The organism is Actinokineospora spheciospongiae (assembly GCF_000564855.1).
Classification (GTDB): Bacteria; Actinomycetota; Actinomycetes; order Mycobacteriales; family Pseudonocardiaceae; genus Actinokineospora; species Actinokineospora spheciospongiae.
The window spans coordinates 11,196-25,968 of sequence record NZ_AYXG01000060.1; the positions used below are offsets into that span (position 1 = coordinate 11,196).

The 14,773-nt window shown below is 74.3% G+C and carries 15 protein-coding genes; 14 read left to right on the forward strand and 1 reads right to left on the reverse strand.

Translation table 11 applies throughout. The features are described 5' to 3' along the window. Positions 1-57 precede the first annotated feature (57 nt). From UO65_RS08190 to UO65_RS08250, 13 genes are all read left to right on the forward strand, one after another. Positions 58-387, forward strand: a complete 330-nt coding sequence (locus tag UO65_RS08190) for a TcmI family type II polyketide cyclase (RefSeq protein WP_035280227.1) — start codon at positions 58-60, stop codon at positions 385-387. Then, positions 384-1,655, forward strand: a complete 1,272-nt coding sequence (locus tag UO65_RS08195; RefSeq protein ID WP_035280228.1) for a beta-ketoacyl-[acyl-carrier-protein] synthase family protein — start codon at positions 384-386, stop codon at positions 1,653-1,655. Before UO65_RS08190 ends, UO65_RS08195 begins: the two co-directional genes overlap by 4 nt. Next, positions 1,652-2,890, forward strand: a complete 1,239-nt coding sequence (locus UO65_RS08200) for a ketosynthase chain-length factor (RefSeq protein ID WP_052020894.1) — start codon at positions 1,652-1,654, stop codon at positions 2,888-2,890. The genes UO65_RS08195 and UO65_RS08200 overlap by 4 nt, the downstream gene beginning before the upstream one ends. Before the next feature lie 94 nt (positions 2,891-2,984). After that, a complete protein-coding gene (locus tag UO65_RS08205) occupies positions 2,985-3,248 on the forward strand; it encodes an acyl carrier protein (RefSeq protein ID WP_035280230.1) in 264 nt (87 codons plus the stop codon). Positions 3,249-3,283: 35 nt separating this feature from the next. Continuing rightward, positions 3,284-4,066 (forward strand): SDR family NAD(P)-dependent oxidoreductase, encoded by a 783-nt coding sequence (locus UO65_RS08210; RefSeq protein WP_035280232.1) that lies wholly within the window; start codon positions 3,284-3,286, stop codon positions 4,064-4,066. A gap of 26 nt (positions 4,067-4,092) precedes the next feature. Next, complete coding sequence (locus UO65_RS08215) at positions 4,093-5,049, forward strand: aromatase/cyclase (protein ID WP_035280233.1); 957 nt, start codon at positions 4,093-4,095, stop codon at positions 5,047-5,049. Between the two features lie 5 nt (positions 5,050-5,054). Continuing rightward, a complete protein-coding gene (locus UO65_RS37955) occupies positions 5,055-7,421 on the forward strand; it encodes an SDR family oxidoreductase (protein ID WP_035280234.1) in 2,367 nt (788 codons plus the stop codon). Positions 7,422-7,451: 30 nt separating this feature from the next. Further along, on the forward strand, positions 7,452-8,804 hold the full coding sequence (locus UO65_RS08225) for an MFS transporter (RefSeq protein ID WP_052020895.1): 1,353 nt from the start codon (positions 7,452-7,454) through the stop codon (positions 8,802-8,804). Between the two features lie 11 nt (positions 8,805-8,815). Then, on the forward strand, positions 8,816-10,360 hold the full coding sequence (locus UO65_RS08230) for an acyl-CoA carboxylase subunit beta (RefSeq protein ID WP_407643184.1): 1,545 nt from the start codon (positions 8,816-8,818) through the stop codon (positions 10,358-10,360). 71 nt (positions 10,361-10,431) lie between these two features. Continuing rightward, positions 10,432-11,295: an NAD(P)H-binding protein gene (locus tag UO65_RS08235; RefSeq protein WP_035280244.1), complete on the forward strand. Its 864-nt coding sequence runs from the start codon at positions 10,432-10,434 to the stop codon at positions 11,293-11,295. 22 nt (positions 11,296-11,317) lie between these two features. After that, complete coding sequence (locus tag UO65_RS08240; RefSeq protein ID WP_035280250.1) at positions 11,318-11,971, forward strand: antibiotic biosynthesis monooxygenase family protein; 654 nt, start codon at positions 11,318-11,320, stop codon at positions 11,969-11,971. A 58-nt stretch (positions 11,972-12,029) separates the two neighbouring features. Further along, positions 12,030-12,659, forward strand: a complete 630-nt coding sequence (locus tag UO65_RS08245; RefSeq protein ID WP_035280252.1) for a DsbA family oxidoreductase — start codon at positions 12,030-12,032, stop codon at positions 12,657-12,659. A 22-nt stretch (positions 12,660-12,681) separates the two neighbouring features. Next, on the forward strand, positions 12,682-13,557 hold the full coding sequence (locus tag UO65_RS08250) for an alpha/beta hydrolase (RefSeq protein WP_052020897.1): 876 nt from the start codon (positions 12,682-12,684) through the stop codon (positions 13,555-13,557). Here UO65_RS08250 and UO65_RS08255 read toward each other — a convergent pair. After that, positions 13,545-14,192, reverse strand: a complete 648-nt coding sequence (locus UO65_RS08255; protein WP_035280254.1) for a TetR/AcrR family transcriptional regulator — start codon at positions 14,190-14,192, stop codon at positions 13,545-13,547. The two genes, UO65_RS08250 and UO65_RS08255, sit on opposite strands and share 13 nt — an antisense overlap. Before the next feature lie 159 nt (positions 14,193-14,351). On the opposite strand from UO65_RS08255, the gene UO65_RS08260 reads away from it, so the two are divergent. Next, a complete protein-coding gene (locus UO65_RS08260) occupies positions 14,352-14,678 on the forward strand; it encodes a VOC family protein (protein WP_035280256.1) in 327 nt (108 codons plus the stop codon). The last annotated feature ends 95 nt before the right edge of the window (positions 14,679-14,773 follow it).

The window sequence follows — 14,773 nt, forward strand, 5'->3', positions numbered from 1 at the left end:
GAAGTCGCCGACATCGTCGTCGGCATCGGAACGCTTGCGACGTAAGGGGATGCAGGGATGCACAGCACCTTGATCGTGGCCAGGATGGACCCGGGGTCCAGTGCGAAGGTCGCCGACCTGTTCGGCGACTTCGACGCCACCGACATGCCGCACCGCATGGGCACCCGCAGGCGCCAGCTCTTCTCCTACCGGGGCCTGTACTTCCACCTGCAGGACTTCGACGCGGACAACGGCGGCGAGCTGATCGAGGAGGCCAAGTTCGACCCGAGGTTCATCGGCATCAGCGAGGACCTCAAGCCGTTCATCGACGCCTACGACCCGGCCACCTGGCGTTCGCCCAAGGACGCCATGGCCGAGCGCTTCTACTCCTGGGAGGGGGACAGGTGAGCGGCAGGCGGGTGGCGATCACCGGCATCGGCGTGACCGCGCCGGGCGGGGTCGGCACGAAGGCGTTCTGGGACCTGCTCTCCCACGGCCGCACCGCGACCAGGGCGATCAGCACCTTCGACGCGTCCGGGTTCCGCTCCCGGGTCGCGGCGGAGATCGACTTCGACCCGGAGCAGAGCGGCCTGTCGCCGCAGCAGGTCCGGCGGATGGACCGGGCCGCGCAGCTCGCCGTGGTCTCGGCGCGGGAGGCGGTGTCGGACTCCGGGCTGGAGTTCGTCGACCTCGACCCGCACCGGACCGGGGTCACCATCGGCAGCGCGGTCGGCGCCACCATGGGCCTGGACCAGGAGTACCGCGTCGTGTCCGACGGGGGCAGGCTGGAGCTGGTCGACCACCGGTACGCGACCAAGCACCTCTACGACCACTTCGTGCCCAGCTCGTTCTCCGCCGAGGTGGCCTGGGCGGTCGGCGCGGAGGGCCCGGTCTCGGTCGTGTCCACCGGCTGCACCTCGGGCATCGACTCGGTGGGGCACGCGGTCGAGCTGATCCGCGAGGGCACCGCCGACGTGGTGGTGGCCGGGGCGACCGACGCGCCGATCTCGCCGATCACCCTGGCCTGCTTCGACGCGATCAAGGCCACCACCCCGCGCGACGACGACCCGGCCACCGCGTCGCGGCCGTTCGACCGCTCCCGCAACGGGTTCGTGCTCGGCGAGGGCGCGGCGGTGTTCGTGCTGGAGGAGCTGGGCGCGGCGCTGCGCCGGGGCGCGCACGTCTACGCCGAGGTCGCCGGGTACGCCTCGCGCTGCAACGCCTTCCACATGACCGGCCTGCGCCCCGACGGCGCGGAGATGGCCGAGGCGATCCGGGTGGCCCTGGACGAGGCCAGGGTGGACCCGACCGACGTCGACTACGTCAACGCGCACGGGTCCGGCACCAAGCAGAACGACCGGCACGAGACCGCCGCGTTCAAGCGCGCCCTCGGCGAGCACGCCCGGCGCACGCCGGTCAGCTCCATCAAGTCGATGGTGGGCCACTCCCTCGGGGCCATCGGCTCCATCGAGATCGCCGCCTCCGCGTTGGCGATGGAGTACGGCGTGGTCCCGCCCACGGCCAACCTGCGCACCCCGGACCCGGAGTGCGACCTGGACTACGTCCCGATCACCGCCCGGGAGCACCGCACCGACACCGTGCTGAGCGTCGGCAGCGGCTTCGGCGGCTTCCAGAGCGCCATCGTGCTCGCCCGACCCGACCGGAGGACCCCATGACCACCGGCGTGACCACCTCGGCGAAGCCGAAGGTCGTCGTCACCGGAATCGGTGCCGCCGCGCCCAACGGCGTCGGCACCCACGACTACTGGTCGGCCACCAGGGTCGGCCGCAACGCGATCGGCCGGGTCACCCGGTTCGACCCGACGCCCTACCCGGCGCGGTTGGCCGGGGAGATCACCGGGTTCACCGCGGCCGACCACCTGCCGAGCAGGCTGCTGCCGCAGACCGACCGGATGACCAGGATCGCCCTGGCCGCCGCGGACTGGGCGCTCACCGACGCCAAGGCCGACCCGGCGTCCTTCGACGCCTACGAGATGGGCGTGATCACCGCCAGTTCCTCCGGCGGGTTCGAGTTCGGCCAGAACGAGCTGCGCAAGCTGTGGAGCATGGGCAGCCAGCACGTCAGCGCCTACCAGTCCTTCGCCTGGTTCTACGCGGTCAACAGCGGCCAGATCTCCATCCGCAACGGGATGAAGGGCCCCAGCGGGGTGGTGGTCAGCGACCAGGCGGGCGGGCTGGACGCCTTGGCCCAGGCGCGCAGGCAGATCCGCAAGGGCACCCCGCTCATCCTCTCCGGCAGCATCGATGCCCCGATCTGCCCGTGGGGGTGGGTGGCGCAGCTCGCGGGCGGCAGGCTCAGCACCGTCGAGGACCCCGAGCGCGCGTTCGTGCCGTTCGACCCCGACGCCGCCGGGCACGTGCCCGGTGAGGGCGGGGCGATCCTGGTGATGGAGGACGCCGAGCGGGCCGTCGAGCGCGGCGCCCGCGCCTACGGCGAGCTGGCGGGCTACGGGGCCACTTTCGACCCCGCGCCCGGCTCCGGCCGGGAACCGGGGCTGCGCCGCGCGGCGGAGCTGGCCATGGCCGACGCGGGGGTGGCCGCCGACGAGGTGGACGTGGTGTTCGCCGACGCGGCCGGGGTCCCCGAGCTGGACCGGGTGGAGGCGGAGGTCATCACCGGCCTGTTCGGACCGCGCGGGGTGCCGGTCACCGCGCCCAAGACCATGATCGGCAGGCTCTGCTCCGGGGCGGCCCCGCTCGACGTGGCCACCGCGCTGCTGGCCATCGAGGAGGGCCTGATCCCGCCCACCACCAACACCTCGCCCGACCCGGGGCTGGGGCTCGACCTGGTGCTGCACCAGCCCCGGCCCGCGTCGGTGCGCACCGCCCTGGTGCTGGCCAGGGGCCACGGCGGGTTCAACTCGGCCGTGGTCGTGCGCGGCACCGACTGACGCGACCCGCACCGAACCGCGCGGTGGCACCGCCACGCGCCAGCAAGTCCACATCGGACGAACACACACCTTTCGACACCCGAGGAGCACAGCCATGCCCGAGCAGAGGTTCACCGTGGACGACCTGACCCGCATCCTCACCGAAGGGGCGGGAGCGGACGAGACCGTCGACCTCAGCGGCGACATCCTCGACACCGACTTCGAGGAGCTGGGCTACGAGTCGCTGGCGCTGCTGGAGACCTGCGGCCTGATCGAGCGGGAGTACGGCATCACCCTCGACGACGACACCGTCACCGAGCACCGCACGCCGCGCGCCATGGTCGAGGCGGTCAACGCCCGGCTGTCGGCCACCGTCTGACGACGACCGCGAGACACGAGCAGGAGGACGGGGACATGACGCAGGACAAGCCGGTCGCGCTGGTCACCGGCGCCACCAGTGGCATCGGGCTGGCCGTCGCGCGGCTGCTGGGCAGCACCGGGCACGCGGTCTTCATCGGCGCCCGCAGCGCCGACTCGGTGGCGGCCACCGCCGCCGAGCTGCGCGCCGAGGGGTTCGAGGTGGACGGGACCACGGTGGACGTCCGCTCCGGCGCGGAGGTCAAGGCCTTCGTCCAGGCCGCTGTCGACCGCTACGGACCGGTCGACGTGCTGGTCAACAACGCGGGCCGCAGCGGGGGCGGGGTCACCGCCGAGATCGCCGACGAGCTGTGGGAGGACGTGATCGAGACCAACCTCGGCAGCGTCTTCCGGATGACCAGGGAGGTGCTGACCGCGGGCGGGATGCGGCAGAGGGAGCGCGGCCGCATCATCAACATCGCCTCCACCGCGGGCAAGCAGGGCGTGGTGCTGGGCGCGCCGTACTCGGCGTCCAAGCACGGCGTCGTCGGCTTCACCAAGGCGCTGGGCAACGAGCTGGCGCCCACCGGGATCACCGTCAACGCCGTGTGCCCCGGGTACGTGGAGACCCCGATGGCGGCCAGGGTGCGCTCCGGCTACGCCGAGGCCTACGGCACCAGCGAGGACGCCATCCTCAAGAAGTTCCAGGCCAAGATCCCGCTGGGCCGCTACTCCACCCCCGAGGAGGTGGCGGGCCTGGTCGGCTACCTGGTGTCGGGCACCGCCGCCTCCATCACCGCGCAGGCGATGAACGTCTGCGGCGGCCTGGGCAACTTCTGACCGACCCGACGACAGGAGGGCACCGCATGTCCACCCAGACCGAGCCGCCCGGCCTCACCGAGGTCGAGCACGAGATCACCGTCGCCGCCCCCGCCGAGGAGGTCTACCGGCTGCTGGCCGACGTGGAGAACTGGCCGAGGCTGTTCCCGCCGACGATCTTCGTCGAGCGCGAGGACCTGGGCTCGCAGGCCGAGCTCATCCGGATCTGGGCCACCGCCAACGGCGAGCCCAAGCACTGGACCTCGCGGCGGGCCCTGGACCGGGCGGGCCTGCGCATCGAGTTCCGCCAGCAGGTCTCCACCCCGCCGGTGGCGCAGATGGGCGGCACCTGGATCGTCGAGGAGCACCCCGAGGGCGCCAGGGTCCGGCTGCGGCACGACTACCGCGCGGTCGACGACGACCCGGCGGGCCTGGCCTGGATCGACGAGGCGGTCGACCGCAACTCGCGCACCGAACTGGCGGCGCTCAAGTCCACCGTGGAGTCGCTGTACGCGGCCAGGGAGTGGACGTTCTCGTTCGAGGACAGCGTCGAGGTGCGCGGTTCGGCCCGCGACGTCTACGACTTCATCGACCGGGCCGACCTGTGGGCGCAGCGGCTGCCGCACGTGGCCGAGGTGCGGTTGCGGGAGCCCGCGCCCGGCTTGCAGAACCTGCGGATGGACACCCGCGCCAAGGACGGGTCGACGCACACCACCGAGTCCTACCGGGTGTGCCTGCCGCACCACCGGATCGCCTACAAGCAGGTGACCCTGCCCGCGCTGATGGACCTGCACACGGGGGTGTGGACGTTCACCGAGCGGGACGGCGTCACCACCGCCACCTCCCAGCACACCGTGGTGCTGCGCACGGAGAACATCGCGGCGGTGCTCGGCCCGGACGCCACCGTGGAACAGGCGAAGGAGTACGTGACCACGGCGCTGAGCACCAACAGCCTGGCCACCCTCGGCCACGCCAAGGCCCACGCCGAGCAGTCGCGGGGGTGAGCGCCGTGACGACGACCGGGAGGACCGACACGCAGGTGGTCGTCGTCGGCGCGGGTCCGGTCGGGCTGCTGCTGGCCGGTGAGCTGCGCCTGGGCGGGGCCGAGGTGGTCGTGCTGGAGCGGCTGCCCGAGCCGACCACCGAGTCCCGCGCCTCCACGCTGCACGCCAGGACCATGGACGTGCTCGACAGCCGGGGGCTGGTGGCGGCGCTGGGGAACCCGCCGAACGAGCCGAGGGGCCACTTCGGCGGGATTCCGCTCGACCTCACCCTGCCCGGCGCGCACCCCGGCCAGTGGAAGGTGCCGCAGACCACCACCGAGCGGGTGCTGCGGGACTGGGCGGTCGGCCTCGGCGCCGACCTGCGCCGGGGGCACGCGGTGCGCGGGCTGTCGGTCGGCGCCGACCACGTGGAGGTCACCGCCGACGGCCCGCGCGGACCGGTCCGGCTGCGGGCGCTGTGCGTGGTCGGCTGCGACGGGCAGGACAGCACCGTGCGCGAGCTGGCGGGCATCCCCTTCCCCGGCACCGGGGCGGTGCGGGAGCTGGTGCGCGCGGACGTCGCGGGCATCGACATCCCCGACCGGCGGTTCCAGCGGCTGGAGAAGGGGTTCGCCGTCGCCGCCCGGCGCGGCGACGGCGTCACCCGGGTCATGGCGCACGAGTTCGGCCGCGCGCCCGGCCCCGACCGGGGCGAGCCGACCTTCGCCGAGGTGGTCGACACCTGGCGGCGGGTCACCGGCGAGGACATCGGGCACGGCGAACCGCTGTGGCTCAACCGGTTCGACGACACCAACCGCCAGGCCGCGCGCTACCGCGACGGCCGGGTGCTGCTCGCGGGCGACGCCGCCCACCGGCAGCTCCCGGTGGGCGGGCAGGCGCTCAACCTGGGGTTGCAGGACGCGGTGAACCTGGGCTGGAAGCTGGCCGCCCAGGTCCGCGGCCTCGCCGGGCCCGGGCTGCTCGACAGCTACCACGCCGAGCGGCACGCGGTGGGCGCGCGCACCCTGGCCGACATCGCCGCGCAGGCGCTGCTGCTGTTCGGCGGCCCCGAGGTCGAACCGGTGCGCGACGTCGTCGCCGAGCTGATGGCGTACCCGGGAACGCGCGAGCACCTGGCCGGTGCGATCAGCGGCCTCGGCACCCGCTACGACGTCGGCCCCGGCGAGCACCCGCTGCTCGGCGCCCCGGTGCCGCCGCTGCGGCTCGCGGTCGCCGGTCAGTCGAGCGAGCGCACGGTCGCCGAGCTGCTGCGCGGCGGCCGGGGCCTGCTGCTGGTCACCGACACCGGGGCCGCCGAGCGGCTGCGCGCCGCCGCGGACCCCTGGGCCGACCGGGTCACCACCGCGGTCGGGTCCACTCGGGACGCCCCGGCCCCGGCACTGCTGGTGCGCCCGGACGGGCACGTGGTGTGGGCGGGCGAGGGCGACCCGGTGCCCGCGCTCGACCGCTGGTTCGGCGTGCCCACCGCGCGGCGCGGCGGACCCGGGACCGAATGGCCCGGCACCACGGGTCCGAGCACCCACCCGAGCACCACCCACCCCAGCACCACCCGCAACGGTCGCGCGACCCCAGACGGCGCGCGCCACACCGACGACAGGGAGCGGCAGACGATGGGCAGGTTCACCGGCAAGACGGCACTGGTCACCGGCTCCAGCCGGGGCATGGGGCGGGCGACCGCCCTGCGGCTGGCCAGGGAGGGCGCGCTGGTCGCCGTCCACTACACCAGCGACGACGTGGCCGCCAAGGACACCGTGGAGACCGTGGAGCGCGAGGGCGGCCGGGCCTTCGCGGTGCGGGCGGAGCTGGGCGTGCCCGGCGACGTGCACGAGCTGTTCCTCGGCGTCGAACGCGGGCTCAAGGAGCGCACCGGGGCCGCCGTGCTCGACATCCTGGTCAACAACGCGGGCACCATGGGCGGGGTGGAGCCGGAGGCCACCACCCCCGACCAGTTCGACCGGATCTTCGCCGTCAACGCCAAGGCGCCGTTCTTCACCATCCAGCGCGCGCTGCGGATCATGCCCGACGGCGGCCGGATCGTGAACATCTCCTCCGGCCTGACCAGGGTCGCCAACCCGCAGGAGATCGCCTACGCGATGAGCAAGGGCGCGGTCGAGCAACTGGCCAGGCACTTCGCCAAGCACCTGGGCCCGCGCGGCATCACGGTGAACTCGGTGGCCCCGGGCATCACCCGCAACGGCAACCCGGTGTTCGACATGCCGCAGGTGGTCGAGCAGATGGCGCGACTGTCGGCGCTGGGTCGGGTCGGCGAACCGGAGGACGTCGCCGACGTGGTGGCGTTCCTGGTGTCCGAGGAGGCCCGCTGGATCACCGGGGCCTTCGTCGACGCCTCCGGCGGCAGCCTGCTCGGCTGACCGGCCACACCGACCAGGGGAGGGGACACCGTGACCGCACCGGACCGGACCGGCAGGCGACCGGGTGCGCCGCCCGCGGCGGGCTGGGGGCTGCTGCTCGTGCTGGCGGCCAACATGCTCATCGACGCGGTCGAGGTCTCGGCGCTGGTGGTGGCCGCGCCCACGGCCGCGGCGGGGGTGGGCCTGGCCCCCGCCGCGGCGCACTGGCCGGTCACCGGCTTCGCCCTCGGCTTCGGCGGCCTGCTGCTGGCCGGTGGGCGGGCGGTGGCGCTGCTGGGCAGGCGCCGGGTCTACCTGGGCGCCCTGGTCGTGTTCGCCGCCGCCTCGGTGGTGGCCGGGCTGGCGGGCGACCCGGTGACCCTGGTCGCGGCCAGGGTGGTCAAGGGGGCCTGCGCCGCGCTCACCGCCCCCACCGGCCTGGCCATCATCGGCGCGGCCTTCCCCGCCGGACCCGCCCGCGACCGGGCGGTCTCGGTGTACGCGCTCTGCGGCGGCGCGGGCTTCGCCACCGGGCTGCTGCTCTCCGGCGCGCTGTCCACCGTGGACTGGCGGTGGGCGCTCGCCGCCCCGGCCCCGGTGGTGCTGGTGCTGGCCGCCGCGGGCGCCCGGCTGATCCCGGCGGACGAACCCGCCCACGGCCGGTTCGACCCGCCGGGGGCGCTGCTGCTCGCCGGTGCGCTGACCGCGCTCGCGGTGGGCGCCGGATCAGCGGCTCCCGCGCCCTGGCTCCTCGCCGCGGCGGTGCTCGCCGCCGGGTTCGCCGCCGTCGAGCGCCGCGCGTCCTCCCCGCTCGTCCCGCCCGCCGTGCTGCGCGACCGCGCCCTGGCCGGGGCGGCGGTGACCGCGGCGGCGATGAACGGCGTCAACGTCGGGCTCCTGCTGCTGCTGTCGCTGCGCTGGCAGGGCGCGGGCTGGTCGCCGCTGACCACCGCACTGGCCCTGCTGCCCGCCAGCCTGCCGCTCGCGGTCGCCGCGCCGTTCTCCGGCGACCTGGTCCGCCGCGTCGGCGCCCGGCGGCTGATCGCGGCGGGCGCGCTCGCACCCGCGGCGGGCTGCGCCCTGCTGCTGCGCCCCGGCGCGCTGTCGGACTACCCGCTCGGTGTGCTGCCCGCGCTGCTGCTGGTGGCGGCGGGCTTCGTGCTCGCCTTCGCCGCCCTCAACGCCACCGCCCTGTCCGGGGCCGGGGCCGTCGAGCGGGCCGCGACCGGCGGCGCCTACCAGACCGCCGTGCAGGTCGGGGCGGTCGTCGTCCCCGCCCTGGTCGTCTCCACCGGGGGCGCCGCGGTCGCCGTGCTCACCGCCGTCGCCGCGGTGGGCGCCGCCGCCGGTCTGGCGGGCCTGCTCTCCCGGGGCGATGAGTCCCCGCACCCGACTTCCCAGTGAAGGAGCACACCGTGCTGCACCAGATCGAGGAGTTGACCGCGCTCAAGGCCGAGGTCCGCCGCGGTCCGAGCGAACGCGCCACCGCCGCCCAGCACGCCAAGGGCAAGCTCACCGCCAGGGAACGGATCGACCTGCTGCTCGACGAGGGCTCGTTCACCGAGGTCGAACCGCTGCGCAGGCACCGCGCGGTCGGGTTCGGCATGGAGGACCGGCGACCGCACACCGACGGGGTGATCACCGGGTGGGGCGAGGTCGAGGGGCGCACCGTGTTCGTCTACGCCCACGACTTCCGCGTCTTCGGCGGCGCGCTCGGCGAGGCGCACGCGCAGAAGATCCACAAGGTGATGGACCTGGCCGAGGCCGCGGGCGCCCCGCTGGTCTCGCTCAACGACGGGGCGGGCGCGCGCATCCAGGAGGGCGTGCAGGCGCTCGCGGGCTACGGCGGCATCTTCCAGCGCAACACCCGCGCCTCCGGGGTCATCCCGCAGATCAGCGTCATGCTCGGCCCGTGCGCGGGCGGGGCGGCGTACTCGCCCGCGCTGACCGACTTCGTCTTCATGGTGCGCGGCACCTCGCAGATGTTCATCACCGGCCCGGACGTGGTCCGCGCGGTCACCGGCGAGGAGATCACCCAGGACGGCCTCGGCGGGGCCGACGTGCACGCCACCGGCTCCGGGGTGGCGCACTTCACCTACGACGACGAGCGCGAGTGCCTCGCCGACGTGCGCCACCTGCTGTCCATGCTGCCCGCCAACAACCGCGAGCTGCCCCCGGTGCTGCGCGGCGACGACCCGCCCGACCGCCCCACCGACGTGCTCGCCGAGATCGTGCCCGCCGACCAGGGCCGCGCCTACGACGTGCGCCGGGTCATCGAGGAGGTCGTCGACGACGGCGACTTCCTGGAGGTGCACCCCGGCTGGGCGGGCAACCTGGTGTGCGCGCTGGCCCGCCTCGACGGCGGCCTGGTCGGCGTGGTCGCCAACAACCCGGCCGTGCTCGCGGGCGCGCTGGACATCGAGGCCTCGGAGAAGGGCGCGCGGTTCGTGCAGTGGTGCGACGCGTTCAACGTCCCGCTGGTCACCCTGGTCGACGTGCCCGGTTTCCTGCCCGGGGTGTCCCAGGAGCACAGCGGCATCATCCGCCGGGGCGCGAAGCTGCTCTACGCCTACTGCAACGCCACCGTCCCGCGCGTCTCGCTGGTGCTGCGCAAGGCCTACGGCGGCGCCTACATCGTGATGGACTCCCGGTCCATCGGCGCCGACCTGGCGCTGGCCTGGCCGGGCAACGAGATCGCGGTGATGGGCGCGGAGGGCGCGGCCAACGTGGTGTTCCGCCGCGAGATCGCCGAGGCCGACGACCCGGCCGCGGTGCGCGCCCAGCGGATCAAGGAGTACCGGGCCGAGCTGATGCACCCCTACCACGCCGCCGAGCGCGGCCTGGTCGACGACGTCATCGCCCCCGGGGAAACCCGCTCGGTGCTGGTCCGCGCGCTGGCCATGCTGCGCGCCAAGCACGCCGCCCTGCCCGAGCGCAAGCACGGCAACCCGCCCCAGTGACGCTCAGCGGGCAGTGACCCCCGGCCCGCAGCGATCCGGCACCACCACCCCGCACCAGGAGAGGCAGAACCGTGTCCGACCAGCCCACCGTCCTGATCACCGCCGCCACCGGCAACGTCGGCCCGCACGCCGCGGCCGAGCTGTTGGCCAGGGGCGCGCGGGTGCGCGCGCTCGTGCTGCCCGACGACCCGAACGCCGGGCGGCTGCCCGCCGGGGTGGAGGTGTTCCACGGCGACCTCGGGGACCCCGACAGCGTCGACGCCGCGCTCGACGGCGCCGACGGGGTGTTCCTGATGTGGCCGTTCTTCACCCTGGACACCACCACCGCCCCGGCCGTGGTGGCCAAGATCACCTCGGTGCCCCGGCGGGTGGCGCTGGTGTCCTCCGTCGGTGTCCACATCGGACTCGAACCGGTGGACAACAACTGCCACGCCTACCTGGAGTCGCTGCTGGAGCCCACCGGCGCGGAGTGGACCTTCCTGCGCACCACCGGGTTCTTCGCCAACGCGGTGGGCTTCGCCGGGCAGGTGCGCGGCGGGGACGTGGTCCGGTTCCCCTACGGCGCGGCCACCCGCACCTCCGTGCACGAGCGCGACCTGGCCGCGGTGGGGGCCGAGGCGCTGGTCACCGGCGGTCTCGGCGGGCGCGCGCTGCTGGTGTCGGGCCCCGAGGAGCTGTCGCAGGCCCGCCAGGTGGAGATCATCGGCGAGGTCCTCGGCAGGCCCATCGGCTGGGTCGACGTCGAGCACGACGACGCCCGCCGTGCCATGGTCGACACGGGGTGGCCGCCCTCCTACGCCGATGGCGCGCTGGACTACTTCGCCGCGCTGACCAAGGAACCGGAGGTCGGCTCCGACGTCGTGGCCGAGGTCACCGGCCGCCCCGCCGCCACCTTCCGGGAGTGGGTCCACGAGCGCGTGGACGCCTTCCGCTGACGCCGAGGAGGACTCCGCACCGATGGCACCGCACAGCTCAGGCGAGCACACCACCTTCGGCATCCTGCGCACCGACGGCAGGGCCACCGCCGACCGACTGGCCCGCACCTGGACCGAGGAGGTCAGCGCGCACCTGCGGCACGCGCCCGGCTTCCGCTCCGCCACCCTGCACCTCGCCGACGACGGCACCACCCTGGTCGACCAGGGGGAGTGGGCGGGCGAGGAGGAGTACACCCGGTCCTTCCTGGACAACCCCGACTGCGAGCGGCTGCGCGGCATCGGGGACTGGCCCGGGGTCGACGTCGGCACCGTGTTCGCCGGGCGCGCCGAACCCGGCATCGAGGGCCCCGCCGCGGGGGCCGACCCCGAGGTGGTGGTCGTGGCGATCCGCCACCTCGCCGAGGGGGCGGCGGACCGGGTGCTCGACCTGCTGCGGGAGAGCGCCGGGTGGAAGAAGTCATTCCCCGGCTTCATCTCGGCCACGCCGTTCCTCAGCCGGGATGGCACACTGTTCGTGAACCACCCGAAGTGGGACAGCGACACCGCCTACGCCGCCTGGATGCGCGATCCGCGGATCGCCGAGGGGCAGGAGGAACTAGCCCTCCTGGAAACCGCGCCACCGGAATACCTGCGCTGCACCGTGATCGCGGAGATCACCGCGAGCCCGATCGGCTAGCGGCGCGTCGGACGCGGTCGCGCCCCCGGGCGGCACCGATCCCGAAAGGTCCGACGACATGCCAGAGACGACGACGGTGCCGGTCGACTTCACCCTCGACCTCACCTGCGTCCACTCCTACCTCGGCTTCACCAGGTTCGAGCGGGCGGCGGCCACCCTGCGCGAGCGCGGGGTGGCCGTGCAGGTGCGGTTCCACCCGTTCCAGGTCAGCCCGGACGCCCCGGTGGAGGGCGAGCCGCTGCGCGACGTGCACGAGCGGTTCTTCGGCAGCCGCTGGAAGGTCGCCGAGGCCACCGGTTCCATGGCCGAGGTGGGCGCCAAGGACGGGCTGGAGTTCAACTTCGACCGGGCCGTGCACGTCAACACCTTCCGCGCCCACCGCCTCGCTGCCGCGGCGGCGGAGCAGGGCGCGGGCGAGGCCGCCGTGGAGCGGCTGTTCCGCGCCTACCTCACCGACGGCGCCAACATCGGCGACCCGGACGTGCTCGCCGCGATCGCCGCCGAGGTCGGCGTCACCCCGCCGGTGGGCGGCGACGACGACCTGCGCGCGGAGTTGGCGCGGGTCCGCGCCGGGGGCGTGCACGCCGTGCCGCAGGTCCGCGTCGCGGGCGGGCCGCCGATGGTCGGCGCGCAGACCGAGCAGGACTACGCCGAAGCACTGGAGCAGCAGGTCACCGCCCGGCGGTGACCCGAGCCGGACGGGAGACACCGTGGCGCACACCGGTATCCGACCCACCACTGGGGAGGTCGAGCTGGACGCGGGCGGTGTCCCCGTCTCGGCGCTGCTGGCCGAGCCCGCGGACCGCCCGCCGCGCGGGGTGGTGCTCGCCCTGCACGGCGGCGGGATGCGGGCCGGGTACTTCGCGGGCGTCGGCGACGGGGCCGACGCCCTGACGACCCTGGGCCCCGCCCTGGGCTGGACGGTGCTGGCCGTGGACCGCCCCGGCTACGGGCGCTCCGCGGAGGTGTTCCCGGCGGGCCTGGGCCTCGACGGGCAGGCCGCCGTCCTCCGCCGCGCCCTCGCCGACTTCGCCGCCCGCCACGACACCGGCGGCGGGGTCGGCGTCGTGGCCCACTCCTACGGCGGCAAGCTCGCCCTGGTGCTGGCCGCCGACGGCCTCGACCTGACCGACCTGGACCTGATCGGCCTGGACATCTCCGGCTGCGGGCACCGCTACGCCGTGGAGCCGGAGGTCGGGGCCACCGAGCGCGGCGGCGGCTGGCGGCTCAACTGGGGCCTGCTGGGCCTGTACCCGCCGGACACCCTGCGCCGCAGCGCCGCCCTGGTCGCGCCGTTCCCGGCCGAGGAGTGGGCCGAGGCGCACCGCTGGCCGGAGCGCTTCGGTGAGGTGGCGGCCCGGGTGCGGGTGCCGGTCCGGCTGACCTTCGCCGAGCACGAGCACTGGTGGCGCCACGACGACAGCTCCCTGGCCGACCTGGCCGCCCGGTTGGGTTCGACCAGGGTGGTGGTGGACCGGTTGGCCGGGGCGGGGCACAACGCGGGCCTGGGGTGGGCGGCGCGCGCCTACCACCTGCGGGCGCTGGCGTTCCTGGAGGAGTGCCTGGTGGGCACTCAGGCCCGGTAGAGGCGCAGGAAGGTGCGCACGCCCGAGCGGACCAGGTGGTCGAGGTCGGCGGCGGGCAGCGGGATGGCGTGGTGGAACGACTGCTCCAGCGCCTCGGTGTTGACCAGCAGCACGAAGTGGCGCACGGTCTCGTCGAGGTCGTCGGTGACCAGCAGGCCCCGGTCGACCAGGTCGCCGATGGACTTGGTCAGGCCCGCGGTGACCGGGCGCGGACCCGCCTCCAGCCAGCCCCGCAGGACCGCCTCCGGCAGCCTGGCCGCCTCGGCGATGATCACCCGGACGAGGGCGAAGTGGTCCTCGAAGTCGGGCAGCGGCACCGCCCAGGCGCGGCCGAAGGCGGTCAGGTCCTCCTCCAGGTCGGTGATGTCGCGCAGCCCGTGCTCGATCAGGTCCAGGTGCGCGGTGGCCACGGCCACGGCGCTCTCCTGGATCGTGAGCAGGAACAGCTCCTCCTTGTCCCGGTAGTGGTTGTAGATCGTGCGCTTGGAGACGCCCGCCTCGGCGGCGATGGCGTCGACGCTGGCCCGGGTGTAGCCCTCCCTGGCGAACACCGCGCGCGCCGCCGCGGCGATGGCCTTGCGCTTCTCGGGCAGGCCCCCGCGCTGTCTCGACGTGCCGGACGGCTCCGTTGACATGGTTGTTCCCTTCGACTTGCACTCACCGGTTTACCTTTTGCACTACCCCGTGTAGTGTACCTACTGGGCGGGGGAGAGCGGGCCCGGCGGCGGAGCCGCGGGCCATCCCACCCGATCGCCTGGTGCGCAAGCACCCATCTTCCCCTGTCGAGAGGACGCATGATGTTCGGGAACCTGACCGTGACGGTCATCGACTGCGAAGACGTCGCGGCGATGACGGAGTTCTACCGGGACCGCCTGGGCCTGAAGGTGATGGACCAGGGCGAGAACCACACCGTGTTCGACACCGGGAACGGCGGCGAACTGGTCGTGGAGTCGAACGGCTACAAGGCGCCGCTGAGCGTGGCCTTCACCGACGTCGACATCCCGGCCGCGCACACCGCCCTGGCCGACCTGGCGCCCACGGAACTGGCCGCGCACAAGGGCGGCGAGCGCTTCGAGGTCCTCGACCCCGAGGGCAACCGGATCATCTTCGTCAACGCCTGAGCCGCGTCCCGCCGCCCCGCGCGGGGCGGGCCACCCCCTCCCGCCCCGCGCGGCCCCGCTGGGCGAAGCCACCGGCGCACAGCAACCAGCGCAAA

What these genes read in the sequence shown, in the direction of transcription:
- UO65_RS08215 (WP_035280233.1), top strand. Translation starts at nt 4,093, where the DNA reads ATGTCCACCCAGACCGAGCCGCCCGGCCTCACCGAGGTCGAGCACGAG.
- UO65_RS08190 (WP_035280227.1), top strand. Translation starts at nt 58, where the DNA reads ATGCACAGCACCTTGATCGTGGCCAGGATGGACCCGGGGTCCAGTGCG.
- UO65_RS08240 (WP_035280250.1), top strand. Translation starts at nt 11,318, where the DNA reads ATGGCACCGCACAGCTCAGGCGAGCACACCACCTTCGGCATCCTGCGC.
- UO65_RS08255 (WP_035280254.1), bottom strand. Translation starts at nt 14,192, where the DNA reads ATGTCAACGGAGCCGTCCGGCACGTCGAGACAGCGCGGGGGCCTGCCC.
- UO65_RS08260 (WP_035280256.1), top strand. Translation starts at nt 14,352, where the DNA reads ATGATGTTCGGGAACCTGACCGTGACGGTCATCGACTGCGAAGACGTC.
- UO65_RS08200 (WP_052020894.1), top strand. Translation starts at nt 1,652, where the DNA reads ATGACCACCGGCGTGACCACCTCGGCGAAGCCGAAGGTCGTCGTCACC.
- UO65_RS08245 (WP_035280252.1), top strand. Translation starts at nt 12,030, where the DNA reads ATGCCAGAGACGACGACGGTGCCGGTCGACTTCACCCTCGACCTCACC.
- UO65_RS08210 (WP_035280232.1), top strand. Translation starts at nt 3,284, where the DNA reads ATGACGCAGGACAAGCCGGTCGCGCTGGTCACCGGCGCCACCAGTGGC.
- UO65_RS08205 (WP_035280230.1), top strand. Translation starts at nt 2,985, where the DNA reads ATGCCCGAGCAGAGGTTCACCGTGGACGACCTGACCCGCATCCTCACC.